Source organism: Amycolatopsis sp. NPDC003731 (assembly GCF_053586895.1).
On record NZ_JBSFNC010000008.1, the window covers coordinates 1 to 17,604 of the forward strand.

The 17,604-nt window shown below is 71.1% G+C and carries 13 protein-coding genes; 10 read left to right on the forward strand and 3 right to left on the reverse strand.

Features of this window, described 5'->3' with window-relative positions:
* Together ACWDN5_RS05215 and ACWDN5_RS05220 are read right to left on the reverse strand one after the other, a co-directional pair.
* The coding region (locus ACWDN5_RS05215) for an MFS transporter (protein ID WP_449674632.1) at nucleotides 1-1,481 on the reverse strand (1,481 nt) is incomplete at its 3' end.
* A 3-nt stretch (nucleotides 1,482-1,484) separates the two neighbouring features.
* The gene (locus ACWDN5_RS05220; RefSeq protein WP_449674633.1) at nucleotides 1,485-3,983 is read right to left on the reverse strand and encodes an ATP-dependent Clp protease ATP-binding subunit; all 2,499 of its coding nucleotides are present in this window, start codon (nucleotides 3,981-3,983) and stop codon (nucleotides 1,485-1,487) included.
* A gap of 147 nt (nucleotides 3,984-4,130) precedes the next feature.
* Here ACWDN5_RS05220 and ACWDN5_RS05225 point away from each other — a divergent pair, with 147 nt between their 5' ends.
* From ACWDN5_RS05225 to ACWDN5_RS05250, 6 genes are all read left to right on the forward strand, one after another.
* Nucleotides 4,131-5,471, forward strand: coding sequence for a cytochrome ubiquinol oxidase subunit I (locus tag ACWDN5_RS05225; protein WP_449674635.1), 1,341 nt, complete (start codon nucleotides 4,131-4,133; stop codon nucleotides 5,469-5,471).
* The gene (locus ACWDN5_RS05230) at nucleotides 5,468-6,502 is read left to right on the forward strand and encodes a cytochrome d ubiquinol oxidase subunit II (RefSeq protein WP_449674637.1); all 1,035 of its coding nucleotides are present in this window, start codon (nucleotides 5,468-5,470) and stop codon (nucleotides 6,500-6,502) included. Before ACWDN5_RS05225 ends, ACWDN5_RS05230 begins: the two co-directional genes overlap by 4 nt.
* Before the next feature lie 1,103 nt (nucleotides 6,503-7,605).
* Nucleotides 7,606-8,040: a hypothetical protein gene (locus tag ACWDN5_RS05235; RefSeq protein WP_449674639.1), complete on the forward strand. Its 435-nt coding sequence runs from the start codon at nucleotides 7,606-7,608 to the stop codon at nucleotides 8,038-8,040.
* 1 nt (nucleotide 8,041) lies between these two features.
* Nucleotides 8,042-9,001: a hypothetical protein gene (locus ACWDN5_RS05240; RefSeq protein WP_449674641.1), complete on the forward strand. Its 960-nt coding sequence runs from the start codon at nucleotides 8,042-8,044 to the stop codon at nucleotides 8,999-9,001.
* Nucleotides 8,998-12,597, forward strand: a complete 3,600-nt coding sequence (locus tag ACWDN5_RS05245; RefSeq protein ID WP_449674643.1) for an nSTAND1 domain-containing NTPase — start codon at nucleotides 8,998-9,000, stop codon at nucleotides 12,595-12,597. The genes ACWDN5_RS05240 and ACWDN5_RS05245 overlap by 4 nt, the downstream gene beginning before the upstream one ends.
* Before the next feature lie 250 nt (nucleotides 12,598-12,847).
* The gene (locus tag ACWDN5_RS05250; protein WP_449674645.1) at nucleotides 12,848-13,480 is read left to right on the forward strand and encodes a CHAT domain-containing protein; all 633 of its coding nucleotides are present in this window, start codon (nucleotides 12,848-12,850) and stop codon (nucleotides 13,478-13,480) included.
* Between the two features lie 56 nt (nucleotides 13,481-13,536).
* Here the strand turns inward: ACWDN5_RS05250 and ACWDN5_RS05255 are convergent, their stop codons facing one another.
* Nucleotides 13,537-13,974: a hypothetical protein gene (locus ACWDN5_RS05255; protein WP_449674647.1), complete on the reverse strand. Its 438-nt coding sequence runs from the start codon at nucleotides 13,972-13,974 to the stop codon at nucleotides 13,537-13,539.
* A gap of 274 nt (nucleotides 13,975-14,248) precedes the next feature.
* Between ACWDN5_RS05255 and ACWDN5_RS05260 the strand changes: the two genes are divergently transcribed.
* Genes ACWDN5_RS05260 through ACWDN5_RS05275 form a run of 4 tightly spaced genes read left to right on the forward strand, consistent with a single transcriptional unit; the run spans nucleotide 14,249 to nucleotide 17,594 of the window.
* Nucleotides 14,249-15,193 carry an AraC-like ligand-binding domain-containing protein gene (locus ACWDN5_RS05260; protein WP_310971836.1) on the forward strand — a complete coding sequence of 315 codons (945 nt, stop codon included), beginning with the start codon at nucleotides 14,249-14,251 and terminating at the stop codon, nucleotides 15,191-15,193.
* Between the two features lie 57 nt (nucleotides 15,194-15,250).
* A complete protein-coding gene (locus ACWDN5_RS05265) occupies nucleotides 15,251-16,018 on the forward strand; it encodes a MoaF C-terminal domain-containing protein (RefSeq protein WP_449674649.1) in 768 nt (255 codons plus the stop codon).
* A gap of 11 nt (nucleotides 16,019-16,029) precedes the next feature.
* A complete protein-coding gene (locus ACWDN5_RS05270; protein WP_176170553.1) occupies nucleotides 16,030-16,425 on the forward strand; it encodes a nuclear transport factor 2 family protein in 396 nt (131 codons plus the stop codon).
* A complete protein-coding gene (locus ACWDN5_RS05275; protein ID WP_449674652.1) occupies nucleotides 16,422-17,594 on the forward strand; it encodes an ABC transporter substrate-binding protein in 1,173 nt (390 codons plus the stop codon). The genes ACWDN5_RS05270 and ACWDN5_RS05275 overlap by 4 nt, the downstream gene beginning before the upstream one ends.
* Nucleotides 17,595-17,604 lie beyond the last annotated feature (10 nt).

Sequence of the window (17,604 nt, forward strand, 5' to 3'; positions counted from 1 at the left end):
AGCTCCGTCGAACGCTCGTAGTGCTGGCGCAGGTGCTCGTCCCAGCTCGCCACGACGAACTGCTCCACGAACAGCTCCGGCTCGTCCAGGTCGCGGTGGAGCCGCCACCGCGTCGCGCCGCTGCGCCGCCGGGCCCAGCCGACCGGCTGCATCGCCCGCTCGAACTCCGCGGCTCGCTGCGCTGGGACCCGCCATTCGACCTGGACCTGCACCGGACCGGGCACGGTCGCCGCCGGGGGTTCCGGCCAGTAGCGGGTCCGCCCCAGCTCGAAGGAGCTTTCGGGCAGCCGCAGTGCGCGCCCGCCGGCCAGCGCCGCGACGACCAGACCGGTACCAGGCACGGCGAACGCCGTCGCGAGCCCGGCGATGTCGGCGACGAAGCCCCACACCAGTGCGCCCAGCGCCTGGCCGCCCATGAACACCAGCTGGTAGTAGGCGAGCGCCCGGGCCCGCGTCCACGCGGGCAGCAGCAGCTGGGCCGCGGAGTTCAAAGTGGACAGTACGGCGATCCACGCGACGCCGGCGAGGAACAACGCCACCACCACCGCGGGGAGCGAGCCGGTCAGCCCGGCGACGAGGTCGGCCAGGCCGTAGAGCACCGTGCCCGCCGCGATCACGGTGTTGGTGCCGAGCACCGCCCGCAGCGACGGCAGGACGACCGCCGCGGTCACCGCGCCGGCGCCGAGGCAGGCCAGCAGCAGGCCGTAGCCGCCCGCGCCCAGGCGCAGCGGGCCGCGCGCGATCGACGGCAGCAGCGACCACAGCCCGCCCGCGAAGAGCATGAACGACGCCGAGCGGGCCAGCACCGTCGCGAAGGCCGGCGCGCTGCGCACGTACCGGGCGCCCGCCCGCGTCGCGGCGAGGAGGCGTTCCGCGCCGAGCGGGCGGTCGGCGCGAGGCCGCCGCCAGGCGAAGAGGACCGCGAGCACCCCGAGGAAGGAGACGGCGTTCAGCGCGAACGTCGCCTCTGCGCCGACACCGGCGATCAGCAGCCCCCCGAGCGCCGGCCCGATCGCGCGGGCGATGTTGGCGTTGGCGCTGTTGAGCAGCGCCGCCTGGACGATCTCGGCGCGCGGGACGAGTTCGGGCTGGATGGCCTGGAAGCTCGGGACCGACAGCGCCTGGCCGACGGCCATGGTCGCCGTGAGCGCCAGCAGCGAGCCCGGCGAGACGTGGTGCGCGGCGGTGATCGCGGCCAGCGCCGCGGCCCCGGCGAGCATGACGGTCTGGCCGGCCAGCAGCAGCCGGCGCCGGTCGAAGATGTCCCCGAGCGCCCCGGCCGGGACGACCAGGAGGAACACCGGCAGCGTCATCGCCGTCTGGACGAGCGAGACCTCCAGCGTGGAGCCGCCGAGGTCGCCCATCAGCCACTGGGCCCCGACGGTCTGCGCCCACGTGCCGACGTTCCCGGCGAACTGGGCGATCCACAGCGCCCGGTACATCCGGCGCCGCAGCGGTGCCCACGCCGTGGCGGCCGGCATCGTTCAGCTCGCCGTCACGGCGGTTTTGAAGGCCAAGCCGTCGTCATCGGCGTCGACCCGGACCGTGGCGCCCGGTGCGAGGCGGCCGTCGAGGAGCATGGTGGAGAGCCGGTTGTCGACGTGGCGCTGGATCGCCCGGCGCAGCGGCCGCGCCCCGAACTCCGGCTCGTACCCGGTCTCGCTGAGCCACCGGATCGCCGCGGGGGTGAACTCGACGGTGACGCCCTGGGCGTGCGCGCGCCGCTTCGTGCGCTCCAGCAGCAGTTCGGTGATCCGGTCGAGCTGCTCGGGCTCGAGACGGCGGAAGACGATGATCTCGTCGATGCGGTTGAGGAATTCCGGCCGGAAGCTCTCGCGCAGCCGCCGCATCAGCCGCTCGCGCAGGTTGCCGCTCGCGTCGTCGCGGGCCGGGCCGAAGCCGAGCGCGCCCTGCGTGGAGCTGGTGACCAGGTCGGAGCCGAGGTTGCTGGTCATGATCAGCACGGTGTTGGCGAAGTTCACGGTGCGGCCGCGGCCGTCGGTGAGCCGTCCGTCGTCGAGCACCTGCAGCAGGATGTTGAACACATCGGGGTGCGCCTTCTCGATTTCGTCGAGCTGGACGACGGAGTAGGGCCGGCGGCGGACGGCTTCGGTGAGCTGGCCGGCGTCGTCGTAGCCGACGTAGCCCGGCGGCGCGCCGATCAGCCTGCTGATGGTGTGCCGCTCGGAGTACTCGCTCATGTCGACGCGGATCATGTGCTCCTCGTCGCCGAAGAGGGCTTCGGCGAGCGCCCGGGCCAGTTCGGTCTTGCCGACGCCGGTCGGGCCGAGGAACAGGAAGCTGCCGAACGGCCGCCCCGGCTCGGCCAGCCCCGCCCGGGACCGGCGGACGGCTTCGGCGACCGCGTCCACGGCTTCCTCCTGCCCGACGATCCGGCCGTGCAGGTGCTTTTCCAGCTTCAGGAGCCGGTCGCGTTCGGACTCGGTGAGCCGGGCCGCCGGGACGCCGGTCAGGCGGGAGACGACTTCGGCGATGTCGGCGTCGGTGACCTCCTGGACGCGGTCCGGGGTGCGCCCGTCCGCCGGTTCGATCCGGGCCCGGAGCTCGGTGATCTCGTCACGCAGGGCGGAGGCGCGTTCGAAGTTCTCCTCGGCGATCGCCTGGTCCTTGTCCCGCTGCAGCTGCTCCAGCCGGGTCTCGAGGTCGCGGACGCGGTCGGGGCGGGTGCGGGAGCGCAGCCGGACGCGGGCGCCGGCCTGGTCGATCAGGTCGATGGCCTTGTCCGGGAGGAACCGGTCGGTCAGGTAGCGGTCGGACAGGTCCACCGCGGCCTGCAGGGCCTCGTCGGAGTACCGGACCTGGTGGTGGGCTTCGTAGCGGTCGCGCAGGCCGCGCAGGATTTCGACCGCGTCTTCGACGCTGGGCTCGGGCACCAGGATGGGCTGGAACCGGCGTTCCAGCGCGGGGTCCCGCTCGATGCCGGTGCGGTACTCGTCGAGGGTGGTCGCGCCGACGACGTGCAGCTCGCCGCGGGCCAGGGCCGGCTTGAGCATGTTCCCGGCGCCCTGGCCCCCGCCTTCGCCGCCGCTGCCCGCGCCGACGATCGTGTGCAGCTCGTCGATGAACACGATCAGCCGGTCGCGGTTGTCGCGGATCTCCTTCAGCAGCGCGGACATCCGCTCCTCGAAGTCGCCGCGGTAGCGGGTGCCGGCGACCATGGCGGTGACGTCGAGCTGGATCACGTGGCGGCCGCTGAGGATGTCGGGGACGTCGTCGTCGGCCAGCCGCTGGGCCAGCCCTTCGACGATCGCGGTCTTGCCGACCCCGGCCTCGCCGATCAGCACGGGGTTGTTCTTGGTCCGGCGGGACAGCACCTCGACGGTCTGCTCGATCTCGTCGTCACGGCCGATGACCGGATCGATCCGGCCGGCGCGCGCCCGCTCGGTCAGGTCCTCGCCGTACTGGTCGAGGGTGGGGGTGCTGGGCCGCGCGGGGCCGGACGGCCCGTCGGCGGTGCCTTCGTGGAGGCGGTCGCGGGTCGCGCCGGCCTCGCGCAGGCGGCGCCCTGCTTCGGAGTCGGGGTTCATCGCCAGCGCGAACAGCAGGTGGTCGGGCCCGATGTAGGAGGAGCCGAGCCCGCGGGCCAGCTGGTGCGCGTCGAGCAGGGCCCGCTTGGCCGCCGGGGCCAGCCCGGTGGGGGTCGTCGGGTCACCGTGGCCGCCGCAGTCGCGTTCGAGCTGCCCGGCCAGCTGCCGCGGGTCGACGCCGGCCCGCTCGAGCAGCTGGGCGGTCGCCGGGGTCTTGGCGGCCGCCCACAGCAGGTGCTCGGTGTCGACGTGCGGCTGTCCCCACGCGGCGGCGCGGTTGGCCGCCTCGGCGACCAGCGCCCGGGCCTGCTCGCTGAGCAGGCGGGTGATGTCGACGGAGTACGCCCGCCGTCCCGGCGAGGCCTGGCCGAAGAACTGGGCGAGGAACTGGTCGAGCGGGCTGTCGCCCTGTCCGCGGGGGAGGAAGCCGGTCATGCGGATGCACCGTCCTGAGCGATCGGGTACGGGCCCCGCGCCGGAGCCCATCGGCTGCGGCTACCCCGGCCGCCGGGGCACAAACGACACCCTCCCCGGGGGGAGTTTCCCGGCCCCTTCGGCGGGTAGCCGCCGGGGGTGCTCGACGTGCTGACCTCCTCCGCCGCGCCGCTGGACCTGCTGGCGGCGCGGGAACAGATGGCGCTTTCGCTGGGCTGGCACATCATCCTCGCCTGCCTGGGCGTCGGGATGCCCGCGTTGACGCTGTTCGCGGAGTGGCGCGGGTTGCGCACCGGCGACGAAGCCTACCTGGTCCTGGCCCGGCGGTGGGCCAAGGCGATGGGCGTGCTGTTCGCCGTCGGGGCGGTGTCGGGCACGATCCTCAGCTTCGAGATGGGCATCCTGTGGCCCGGCCTGATGGGCACCTACGGGCAGGTCATCGGCCTGCCGTTCACCATGGAGGGCATCGCGTTCTTCGTCGAGGCGATCTTCCTCGGGATCTACCTCTACGCCTGGGACCGCCTCCCGCCGCGGCGGCACCTGCTGGCCGGTGTCCCGATCGTCGTCGCCGGGGTCGCGTCGGCGTTCTTCGTGGTGAGCGCGAACGCCTGGATGAACCAGCCGCGCGGGTTCGACCTCGACGGCGGCCGGGTCACCGGCGTCGACCCGTGGGCGGCGATGTTCAACCCGGCCACCCCGCCGGAGACGATCCACATGATCCTCGCCGCGTTCATGGTCACCGGCTACCTGATCGCCGGCGTCTACGCGGTGGGCATGCTGCGCGGCCGCCGCGACCGCCACCACCGGCTCGGCCTGCTGATCCCGCTGACGTTCGCCGCCGTGCTCACGCCGCTGCAGATCGCCGCGGGCGACTACGCCGCCCGGTTCCTGGCCGGCAACCAGCCCACCAAGCTCGCCGCGCTCGAAGGCGTCTATCACACCGGCTCGCACGTCCCGCTGACCCTCGGCGGCGTCCCCGTCGGCGACGAACTGCGCTACGGCCTGGAAATCCCGAACGGGTTGTCGCTCCTGGTCGGCGACAGCCCGGGCACGGTGATCACCGGACTCGACCGGACGCCGGTGGCCGACCGGCCACCGGTGGCGATCGTGCACCTGTCCTTCGACGTGATGGTCGGCATCGGGTTCGCCCTCCTCGCGCTCGGTGCCTGGCTGGCGCTGGTGTGGTGGCGCCGCCGGGACGTGCCTCGCTCGCGGTGGTTCCTCCGTGCGGTCGCGGTCAGCGGCGTCGCCGCCTGCTGCGCGCTCGAGGCCGGGTGGATCACCACGGAGGTGGGCCGCCAGCCCTGGATCGTCTGGGGCCACCTTCGGACGGCCGACGCCGTCAACCCCGCGCCGGGGCTGCTCGCCGGGCTGGTCGTCGTGCTCGCGGTGTACGTCGTGCTGACGATCGGGACGGTGTACGTGCTGCGTCGCATGGCCCGCACCGACCGGCGCACGGCACCGCAGGAAGCGGGCACGCCGTCATGACCCTGGCCGACTGGTCCGTCGCCGTCCTCTGGGTCGGGCTGACGCTGTACGTGCTCCTCGCCGGCGCGGACTTCGGCGCCGGGTTCTGGGACCTCTTCGCCGGCGGCCCGGAGAAGGGCCGGGAGCAGCGGGAGCTGCTGGAGCACGCGATCGGGCCGGTGTGGGAAGCGAACCACGTGTGGCTGATCTTCGTGCTCGTCACGCTGTGGAGCGCGTTCCCGCCGGTGTTCGCCGCCGTGATGTCCACTTTGTACATCCCGCTGACGCTCGTGGCGCTGGGCATCATCATCCGCGGCGCGGCCTTCGCCTTCCGCAAGGCCAGCGACACCCCCGCCCAGCAACGGCTGTTCGGAACCGCGTTCGCGGTTTCCTCCGTGCTGACCCCCTTCTTCCTGGGCACGGTGGCCGGCGGCATCGCCTCCGGCCGGGTCCCGGTCGCGATCGCCGGCGGCGACCTGCTGACGAGCTGGCTGAACCCGACCTCGGTGCTGGGTGGCGTGCTCGCGGTCGGTGCGGCCGCCTACCTGGCCGCGACCTACCTCTGCGCCGACGCCCGGCGCGCCGGGAATCCCCGCCTCGCCGAGGTGTTCCGCCGCCGGGCCCTGGTGACCGGGCTCGCGCTCGGGGTGATCGCGGCGGCCGGGATCCCGGTGCTGGCCACCGACGCCCCACGGCTGTTCGACGGCCTGACCCACCGCGGTCTCCCGGTCGTCATCCTCTCGGCAGTGTCCGGCGCGGTGTCACTGGTGTTGCTGCTGCGCCGCCGGTACCTGGCGGTGCGGATCACGGCGGCTCTGGCAGTGGGGACCCTGCTGTGGGGCTGGGCCGTCGGGCAGTACCCGTACCTGCTGGAACCGGACGTCACCATCGCCGAAGGCGCGGCCACGCCGGCGGTGCTGTCGGCCACCCTCGCCGTCCTGGGAGCCGGGGCGCTCGTGCTCGTCCCGTCCCTGTGGTGGCTGTTCAGCCTGTTCCAACGTCCCGCCGGCATCCGGCCGTCCCCGGCCGAGTGGAAACGACAGGCCGGGTAGCCCCGAGGACGGGGCCTCCGAATGCGACGAAACGCGCACTGTGGCGGGGCCTCCCCGTCGGCGCGGCAATGCAGCGCCATGTCCGAGCTGCGGCAGGCCGCTCGGAGGACGCCATCGCCTTGATCCTGCGCATGAGCAAGGGCCGATCCGTTCCACGGACACGTCCGGGGCCATGAGCAAGGAGCCGCCTTTCGCCAACCGATCCCGACATCACCCGGTCAGGTTCGGCCGCCTTCCGGTCCGTCCAGCGGACCGCTTGCCGCTGCGGGGAACGCCAACCCTCGCCGAGCAGGCTGTCGACCGCGGCCAGTCGCTGGTAGAGCGTGTTGACGTGGATCGCCGGAGCGGTGGCTACCGGGCGCGCGACGGCCATGATCGAGGAACCGCAGCTCCGCTTGCCCGCGCACGGGGCGTGTCGGGCAACGATGGGAGCCGAGACCGAGGGAGGCCACCACGAGCACCGAGTATCGCGGGTCCAGGCCGGCCACCGTGTTCAGTGAGGGAATCGGACGCACATTCGTAGCATCCCTGCGCGGATGCGTGTTCATGCGATCGCCATAACGCTGCATCGCAGCCACACACCAGCCGGTTCAGGTCAGCGTGGCGATCGCCAACGAAATTGTTCGATGCCCGCACCTTCCTGCCGTGCCACCCTCCTGCGCCAGCGCGCACTGCGCAGCCGGCGCGGAGGGAAGATCGTCGACGGGGCGGTCGGCGAACGCCTCGCGGTGAAAGGCACGCTTCAACCCCGCGAACAGCATCTTGGCCGTGAAAAGCCCGCGCCGGCATCGCGATCGCCTACCGCGGCTTGGTGGCGAACCCGGCACCCTGCGGAATCTGTCACTGCACCTCGGCCGACGTCCACCCGTTCTTCCGACCCGAACCGGCGACCAGCCCGGACAGATACTCCCAGCTCGTCTGCCTGCGCGGTCACCAGGCGCCTTTTGCGACCCACTCAAGCCCCGCTAAAATCGAAAAAAATTCACGACTTCAGTCAAAAGTTGTCCACTTAGAGGAGATCATCGATCCACTTTCTGTTTCTCATTGCTGTGAGTACTCTGAACCTGGTCCGGCATGTGCCCGAGGGTCTAGGAGGGGTGGGCATGGACATGGTATCCGCCGCTGCGATCACTTCGCTTTTGGTGAGCTACGGCAAACATCTCGCCGGTGTCGCGAGCGACGCCATAGACGACGGAGTCACCCGGGGGCTGCGAGCCCTGTGGGAAAAGGTCCGCATCCGATTCTCCGGTGACGAGCAGGCGTCCGGCGCCCTGGCGCGACTCGCCGAACAGCCGGAAAACGAGCGCCGACAAGGCGCCGTAGAAGATCACCTCGACGATTTCATGTCGGCCGACCGCGATTTTGTCGAAGCACTGACGAAGCTCGCCGATGAAGTGAAAACCGCGGGGTACGGGACCATTCAGGTACGGGATGCCGGAGCCGTCGCCCTGGGCGGGAACGTGTCCATCAAGGGCACACATCACGTAGCCGGCCGGGATGTCATCGTCGGCATGAACGACCCTGCACCGGGCTCATGACATGGCCACCATAAAAGTATTCGGGCGGGCCGGCGCCGCGCTCGTCGTCCTCGTCGCACTGACCTCTTGCGGGCACAAGCCCGCCGCCAAGCCTCCGGACGGACCATCGCTTCCCGATCTCTCCGTCAGCGCCGCGCCGACAGATCCTTCGGTGGGAGCCACCGCGGAAGCGGGCAATTCCTCACTGACGCCGGGATCGCCCGTGCCCGGGCACCCCGGCAGCACATCGACCGGCGGACCGGCATCGAACCAGTCGTCCAAGCCCGGTCCAAATCCCGGCCAGACCGCTAAGCCCGCCGGCCCCGGAACGCCGGCGAACGCATGTGGCACGCCGCCGACCGGACGCGCGCCGGACGGCCGGGCGCAGCAGCGGATCGTCTTCCCCCCGCCGGGCGCCCACCAATGGCCCGACACGCAGGTGACCATGCGCGCTTGCGCGACGTCGGGCCTGCCCGTCACCTACCAGTTCCAGGACGGCGGCCGTGAGAGGTCCTGCCGGGTGTCCGATCCCGTGGGCACCACCTTCAGATCACAAGGGGTGCCGATCACCTGCCAGGTCACGGCCACCCAGGCCGGGAACGCCGCCTTCGCCCCGGCGGCGCCGGTCACTGCCCCCTGGGCGGTGAACAAACTGGTGATCACCTACGGCGTGGTCGGTTCGACGGGAACTCTGACCTACTCGGCCGCCAACCCGAAAGTAACCATCCAGGTGCGCCTGCAGGCCATCCACGATGTCCCGCGTGTGTTCATGTCGAAGCAAGCGACCGGAGCGTGCTCCTTCACGAATGACCATGAAGAGCAAGTCGGCGGAGCCGGCGGCAGGGACATCGTCGTCAACGTCGAAATGACACTGGCCGCCCAGGGCGACTACTGCGACGTCCGCTTCAGCGTGCACGTGGATCAGGTCATCGACGTCGATCCCGTCATAGGCGCCAGCCGCCACTACACCGTCAAGAGATGAAGCGGGGAGACGATGAGGCGGCCGGGCTGGCGTCGGTCGAAAACGCCGGCCCGGTCGTCCACGGCGGCGACCTCGAAATGACCGGCGCGCTGGTGGCGGGCCGTGATCTCACCATCCACGGCCCGATCCACCTCCTGGCCGACGACGGTCCGCCCTTCGGCGACCTGGCCGCTCGGCCCGGCCGATCCTCCGATGTCTGTCCGTATCCCGGGCTCGAGGCCTTCGACACCCGGTCAGCCGCGTACTTTCACGGCCGCGACGCCGATGTCGACGCCGTGCTTGCCCTGCTACGCAATGCGTCGCTCGTCGCCGTGGTCGGCTCCTCGGGCAGCGGCAAGTCGTCACTACTGTCCGCCGGCGTGCTTCCCGCGCTCGCCCAGGGAAAAATCGCGGGCTCGAAGGCGTGGCGGGTCGTGCCGGTCCGTCCAGGTAGCCAGCCGGTCGAGCACCTGGCGACCGCCGTAGCCGAGATCACCGGCGCAGAACCGACCGAAATCACCACTGCGCTCCAGGCGAATCACGCCGGATTCGCCACCGTCGTCAGCGAGCCCGCGATCTGGGTCATCGACCAGTTGGAAGAGGTGTTCGACCCGGCCGTGGACGCCGGCTCCCGGGCCGTCTTCCTCACCGGGATCGCCAAGATGCGCTCGGCACCCGGAAGCAAGGTCATCCTGGCCCTCCGATCGGACTTCTACCAGCACCTCGACCAGGAGCCGGCGCTCGCCGCTGCGGTCGCGGAGGCGCAGCACCGGGTGCTGCCGATGGGCCCGCAGGCAATCCGCGACGTGATCGAAAAGCCGGCCCAGCAGGTCGGATTGCGGGTGGAGCCCGCACTCATCGAACAGATGCTGGCCGACACCCGAGCCGCCGACAACGCGCTGCCGCTGCTGTCCTACGCGCTTGAGCAAACATGGCGGCGTCGGCACAACGGCTGGCTGACACTCGCCGAATACGCGAAAGCCGGCGCCCTCGAAGGGGCCATCGACCGAGCCGCCGAACGGGTCTGGGAGCGGCTGGGCGACGACTACCGGGCGACGGCTCGGCGAGTCATGCTCCGGCTGTCCCACCTCGGCGACAACGCCATCGCGGTACGACGCCAAGCCCGGCTCGAGGACCTGGTCACCAATGCTGACAACGAAACCACCGTCCACGAGGTCGTCGACCGGCTGGCCAACGCGCGAATCCTCACCACCGGTGAAGACCCCTCGACCCGCGCGCCGATCGTGGACATCACCCACGAAGCCGTTTTGCGCGCCTGGACACGACTGCAGACCTGGCTGACCGAAGATCGAGACGCCAAGCGTGCCCAGGATGACCTCAGCACCGGCGCGGCCGCGTGGGATCGGCACGGGAATGACGCGGGCTACCTGCTTCGCGGTGCCCGGCTCGCTGCCGTCGACGTCGCGCGCCGCGCGGGCGATCTCACGGTCAACGACACGGAAAGCCGCTTTCTTGCTCTGAGCCGGCGGCTCGAGCACCGGCAGCGGTGGCGGTCGCGTCTGCTCGGACTCCTCGCCGTCGGGCTGACCGCCGCGATCACCCTCACGTTGGTGCTCGTCGGCCAGCAGCAGCAGATCAACCACGGAAAGACCGTCGCGGATGCGGTATCGCTCGCCGCCCAATCGCGTTCCGTCAGTCCGCAAGAACGGGATCTAGGCGCCGTGCTGGCCGTCGCCGGAGCACAAACCGACGACAACGCAGTCACCCGGGCAGCCGTCCAGGACGTCGTCACGGCGCGCAGCGGCCCACTCGCCTACCTCCTGCCAGGCGGACGCCACGCGACGACCGTGAGTTCCCGGTTCACCGAAAACGGATCCGCGGTCGTGGGCACCAACGACGGCGAAGTGTGCGTGCTGTCCCCCGCCGACGGCCGGCAAACCAGCCCATGCCTCGACGGCCACCGCTCGAACATCAGCGCCATCACCACCGCCGCCGGCTTCGTCGCAGCCGCCGACGCCACCGGCCTGGTGACCTTGCACCGGCAGGGCAAAGCAACACCGATCCGCTCCGTGCTGGCCGCCTCCACCGTCGTCGACGTCGCACTCGACCCGACCCACGACCAGGTGCTCGCGGCTACTCGCTTCGGCGCCGTCGAACGCTGGCCGCTGACCGATCGAGGCACAGCATTACCCGCCCTCTCGAACAGTTCCGGCGTCGTCGCCCTCGCCGTGGCCGACCAAACAGGCCAAGTCTTCGCCGTCACAACGGACGGGGCGGTCAAGCGCTGGAACCTCGGCGACGGAGTCGAACTGCCTGCTCTCGCCGACCCTGGAACCGTGACCCCGAGCACGTCCATTCGGTTGGACATCGTCGGCGGTACCCGGCTGGTGACGGTGGACGGAACCCGGATCGGCGTCTGGGACCTCCGCACCACGCAGCCGCCGACGTGGACCGACGCGCCGGGTGGCACCGCCGTGACGGCGAACCCCGACGACGAAACCGTGTACGTCGGAACCGCCACCGGAGCCGTCACCGCGTGGCGTCTCGCGCCCGGCCCACTGGCCATCGACCCGATCCGTTACGGCCTCGCCCCACCCGTCGTCGCGCTCGCCGCCCGCGGCGACTTCCTGGTCGGAGCGGACCAGAAAGGCCGCGTGATTTCCTGGGACCTCAGCGAGCGGCGATCCCCGGCAGCCGCCCTCCGAGCCGAGGCGCCCGGGCCGATCCAGACGGTCGCGAGGAGCCCCGAGGGCGAGATCGCGTCTGGCGGCGCGGACGGCGTCGTCCGGGTAACCCGAGGAAGCACCACGGCCGAGGCCCACGCATTCGGCGTCCCGGTGGCTCACCTTGCCTGGGAAACCGACGGGAAGATTGCCGTCGGTACCGACCGAGGGGCCGTGGACGAACTCGATCCGGCCACGGGCGCGGTGCACTCACTTCTCGATCGCCCGGGCACCAGCGTCAGCGGCCTCTGGGCCGCTCCGGGAGGTCTTGTCGCGGCGTTCAGCGATGGTCAAGTGGTCTTTCCCGGCCGGGCCGGAGTGACCTTCCCCGCTTCGCACGCTCCGGTGACGGCGCTGGCGATGAATGCCGACGGAAGCACGATCGCCGTCGCCTCCGGCGACGGCCTTTCCGGTCCACCCACGATCTCTGTGGCCGAAGCAGGCGACGGCTTCCACGACGTCCGGGCGCTCAGCGGCCACACTCTGCCGATCACGAGTCTCGCGTTCAGCCCCGACGGCGAGTTCCTCGCCAGTGGCAGCGACGACACGACAGTCCGTGTCTGGGCGCTGGACGGCGGTTCGGCGAAAAGCGTCCTGCACGGCCACACGGACATGGTCCTCGCGCTGGCCTACACCCCAGACGGAAGGACACTGGCGTCCGGCAGCCAGGACGGCACGCTCCGTTTGTGGGACGTCGAGAGCGGTCTCCAAACAGGTCACCCATTGCAGTTCGGCGACGGCTATGTGTGGTCACTGGCGGCCTCAGCCGATGGCGGAACGCTTACCGCCGCCAACGGCAACGCAGTGGTCGACTGGCCCTTCAGCCAGACGGCGTGGGTCAATCGTGCCTGCGGGCTGGCCCAGCGCACGCTGACGGACGAGGAACGGACCCGGTACCTGCCGGCCGGAGCCACCGTCAGCCCCTGCGGCTGAAATCGACGAGCGCGGTGGTCAACGTAGCCGACCCACGGCTCGACCGACGCCGCTGATTCGGCGGGACCGGTGAACTCTACGGCCATCAAGATCGAACGGCGTTCAGGAGCCCGCGGATAAGAAGCAGGGGATTCGTGCGGCGCCGCTCACCACCGGGATGACCGAGCCGCCGTCCTGCCATCACTTTCGGACCTCGGCAAGGTGGTCGCGCTCGCGACGCGGCGGACGACCGCGACACCGAACGCGCCGCATGCCGTTACGGGGAGACCCGGGCGGTACTGGAGGCGACAGCCGTCGAAGAGCGCGATATGGACGAAGCACTCGTGCTCGCTTACGGAGGGGACAAGGCACCACCCCGTGGTGGACAGGTCTCAGTCCGCCATGGCAGGCGCTCGCGGCCCGGGCGCCGGTCGCCCACCTCGCAACGCACGACGTCCTGGACACCGACTCACCGCTCGGTTCGGTGGTCCTGCTGGCCACCGGCGCCGCCTTGACCACCGCGGACCTCGTCGGTGAGCGGCTCGGCCACGGGCCGGTCGTGGTGAGCGCGTGCCACACCGGCGAGGGAAACGTTCTTCACGGAGACGAACTCCTCGGGCTCAGCAGAGCTCTCTTCGCCGCCGGAGCGCGTTCGGCCGTGGTCACCCTCTGGGCCGTGTATGACCGGTCGGCGGCCGTCATCCGCCCGGCTGGCGCGTACGAGTCGGGCGCTCGACCGCGCCCTGCAGGTGTGCCGCACAAGCCGAGGCCGAGGATGGTGGGCTCTGCGCGGCGGGCGGCACGGCGCCGAAGGCGATGGACTTTGCTCATGTCGGCGAGCGGGCCAGGCGGCGGAGCCGGCCCCGGTCCCGCTGGCTGGTCGCGGTGTGCGGCGTTTCCCTGAGGCTGAGCCCGCACGGTCCCGTCCACCAGCCGGCGGCGGGATCGTGCGGAGCGCCGTCAGCCCACCAGCTGCTCCGCAACCGCGTCGCGGTGTGCGTGGAGCGGCTCGCTGCACTGGCTTGGCCCCGGGAGGCAGATCTGGATCTTCACCCGGTCGAAGCCGCCGACCACGTTTGTGCTGAGCGAGACGTCGAACGGCACGTCCGCGCCGGGGCGCGCAGTGCGGGTGTCGCTGTCGACCTTGGTGCTTCCGGCGTAGGCCTCGAAGTACACGGTCGTCCCGGAGGTGGACAAGGACCTGATCTGCCCCTGCACCAGCGCCGAGCGATTGCCCCAGACGATGCCGCCGTTGGACTGGGCGGGACAGGGCGCGACCGGGACACACACGATGAACTCGTCGTTCGGCCAGGTGGCGGCCGGGCTCGCGGTGGCGGGCGTCGACGCCGTCACCAGCGCGGCGGCGACCACCCCGCCGGTCAGCAGAAGTCGGGTCATGAGCCGGATCCCCTTCCCGGGGCCCCGGGCGGTCCGGAGCCTTCAGCGACGTCCACGCCCGAACCCGCGAAGCGGTTGAGTCTGCACGCTGCCGGGCCTCCGGCCACGCCGAACACCGCTGTCGCTCGACACGGACAGTCGCCACGACCGCACCAGTCGCACTCCAGTCCACCCCGGGCACGGGTGCCCGGGTCGCACCGGCGAGCGTTGTCGGCGGTGATCGTATCGCTTATCGTATACGACGCTGCATCCTCCCGACGCTGCGAGGTGACCCGTGCCTGCCCCGACGACCCTCATCGCCCGCGACTTCACCGAATTCCGCGCCGCCGTCTCCCAGTCCTTCGTGCCGCTGCACGTGACCGCGGGCGGTGACGGCTTTCGCGGCCGGATCCGCTCGTCAGCGGCCGACGACGTGCAGGTTTCCGAGGTGACCGCCTCGCCCCACGTCGTGGAGCGGACGCCGGAGCTGATTGCGCGCGGCGAGCGGCGCTACTACAAGCTGAGCCTGATCCTGGCCGGCACCGGGCTGCTGGTGCAAGACGACCGGCAGGCCGTGCTGCGCCCCGGCGACGTCGCCCTCTACGACACGCACCGGCCGTACTCGCTGGTGTTCGAAGAGGACTTCCGGACCCTCGTCGTGATGTTCCCGCAGCGGCTGATCGACCTGCCCACCGAGCTCGTCGGGCGGCTGACCGCCGTCCGGATGTCGGGCAAGGAGGGCGTCGGCAACGTCGTCGTGCCGTTCCTCGCCCAGCTCGGTGGCAACCTCGAGCAGCTGGCGGGCCCCGCGGGCGCGCGGCTGGCGCACAGCGCCGTCGATCTGCTGTCCACCCTGGTCGCCACCGAGCTCGACCTCGCGCGCGCGAACGCCGACCCGCACCACGAGCTGATGCGCCGCATCCGCGCCCACATCGACGCGAACCTGCAGTCCACCGACCTCACCCCGGCGCGGATCGCCGCCGAGCACTTCATCTCGACCCGCCACCTGCACGGGCTGTTCCAGGAGCAGGGCACCACGGTGTCCGGCTGGATCCGCACCCGGCGGCTGGAGCACTGCCGCCGCGACCTGCTGGACCCGGTGCACGCCGGCCGCCCGGTCGCGGCCATCGCCGCGCGCTGGGGGTTCGTCGACGCCGCGCACTTCAGCCGGGTGTTCAAGAGCGCGTTCGGCCGGGCGCCGAGCGAGGTGCGCCGGGAGTTGACCGTGAGCGTCCGGTAGTTGCCCGCCAGCGCGTGACCGCTCGCCCGGATCCCGGGGCCGCCCGACGATGAGGCCATGCCCGAAGCCCCCTCCGACGACTGGCGCACCTACGACGAGTTCGCGGCCGGCATCGCCACCTACCGCCTGCCGAACGCCGACCTCACCGGCCGGGACGTCACGATCACCCTCGACGACGGCGAAATCCTCGCGCTGACCTTCAAAGACGCCGGGCACGTCATGTGCAACGGCGTCGAGGACCCCTACGACGCCGTCGCCGTGCGCGACGACGTCTTCTTCGTCAACCTGCCGCTCACCAGCGTCGACGGCGAAGCGCTGACCGTCGTGTATTCGACGGCGACCCACCGCGCGCTCGCCGTCCGCTCGGTGATCGGTGCCGAGGACGTCGAGGGCGTTCCCCGCGTTTCGCAGACCTTCCGGGCGGGTGTCACCGACGGCGGCGCACCGTCCGGGGCCGTGCCCGGGCCGTCGCGCGACCTGATCGGCAAGCGGAACCTCTACCGCTACAGCCCCGACCACCTGTACGAACACGTCTACGTCTCTTCACAGCGCTACGCCTGGCAGTGCCTGGAAGGCGTGCAGCGCGGCCACGGCGACATGGACCTCTCGACGGTGTGGAAGTTCGCCGACGGGCTGTACCTGTTCTGCTTCCGCGAGTTCCGGATCGCCGTGGCGAGCGTCTGGCTGCACGACCTCGGCCACGCCCTGCGCACCACCGGCGTGTTCCTCGGCCTGACCGGCGACGGGCGGTCCGAGCACTCCCGCGCCGGCGGGCACATCCATCCCCTGGGCGCGGTGGCCTACCCCGACGCCCAGCCCGTCTGAAGGAGCCACTCGTGTCCAATGTGGACGTCATCCGCGCGCACTACGCCGCCAGCGACGCCGGCGACCTGCCCGGCATGCTCGCCCCGCTCGGCCCCGGGACGACGTGGACGGAGGCGGCCGGGTTCCCCTACGCCGGCACGTACACCGGCCCGGACGAGGTGCGCGAGCACGTGTTCGAGGCCATCGGCCGGGACTGGGACGGCTACCGCTTCACCCTCGGCGACCTGCTCGACGCCGGGGACGCGGTGGTCGGCGTCGGCACCTACACCGGCACCCACCGCCGGACCGGCCGGTCCTTCACCGCCCGTGTCGCGCACCTGTGGCGTTTCGCGAGCGGCGAGGTCGTGTCTTTCGAGCAGATCGTCGACTCCGCGCCCGTCGTGGCCGCCCTCCGGGAGCAGCAATGAGAAAAACCTCGCCCGTACTCGCGATCGCCGTCCTGCTGGCGGCCGCGGGCTGCGCCGGTTCCGAAGCAGGCGCGAACGGCCCGATCGTGGTCGGTTCGGTCAACGCGCTGTCCGGCGCGGCCACCTTCCCGGAAGCCTCCGCGGCCGCGAAAGCCGTGTTCGACGCGGCCAACGCGGCCGGCGGGGTCAACGGCCGCAAGATCGAGTACAAGGCGATCGACGACAAGGGCGACCCGGCGGCCGCCGCGGCGGCCGCCCGCGAGGTGGTCGGCGGCGACCAGGCCGTCGCGCTCGTCGGGTCGTCGAGCCTGATCGAGTGCGAGATCAACGAGAAGTACTACGAGCAGCAGAAGATCCTGTCGATGCCGGGCATCGGCGTCGACCCGGCGTGCTTCTCCAGCCCGAACATCGCGCCGGTCAACGTCGGCCCGTTCCACGACATGACGCTCACCCTCCTCTACGGCTCGGAAGTGCTGAAGCAGGACGACATCTGCGCGTTGCTGGAGATCGCCGGCAACACGCTGCCGGCGTACCGGGCGGCCATCGACGAGTGGACGAAGATCACCGGCAAGAAGCTGAAGTACGTCGACTCGACCGTGCCCTACGGCGGATCGGACTACACGCCCTACATCGTCAAGGCGCGGGCGGCGGGCTGCAAGGCGATCACCGTCAACCCGGTGGAGCCGGACTCGATCGGCCAGCTCAAGGCCGCGCAGGCGCAGGGCTGGACCGACGTCACCTGGCTGCTGCTGACCAGCGTCTACAGCGAGAACTACGCCAAGGCGATCTCGAACGCGGGCGCCGGCGTGTACGTCCCGGCCGAGTTCTACCCCTTCACCGACGCCGCCGCCCCGGCCAACACGGACTGGCGGGAGCTGATGGCGAAGAACCGGATCCCGCTGACGTCGTTCAGCCAGGGCGGCTACCTGGCGGCGAAGTACTTCCTCGCCGTGCTGCGCGGGATGAAGGGCGACATCACGCGCGAGACGGTGTCGAAGGCGCTGCGCGAGATGAAGCCGATCAGCGACCCGATGGTCGGCACGCCGTACGTGTTCGGGCCCGCGCAGGCACACCACGACAACACCGCGGGCTGGCCGATCAAGCTGGCCACCGGCGCCGGGAAGTGGGAACTGGCCGCGCAGGACTGGCTCCGGATCCCGAAGCAGTAGGAGGACGTTC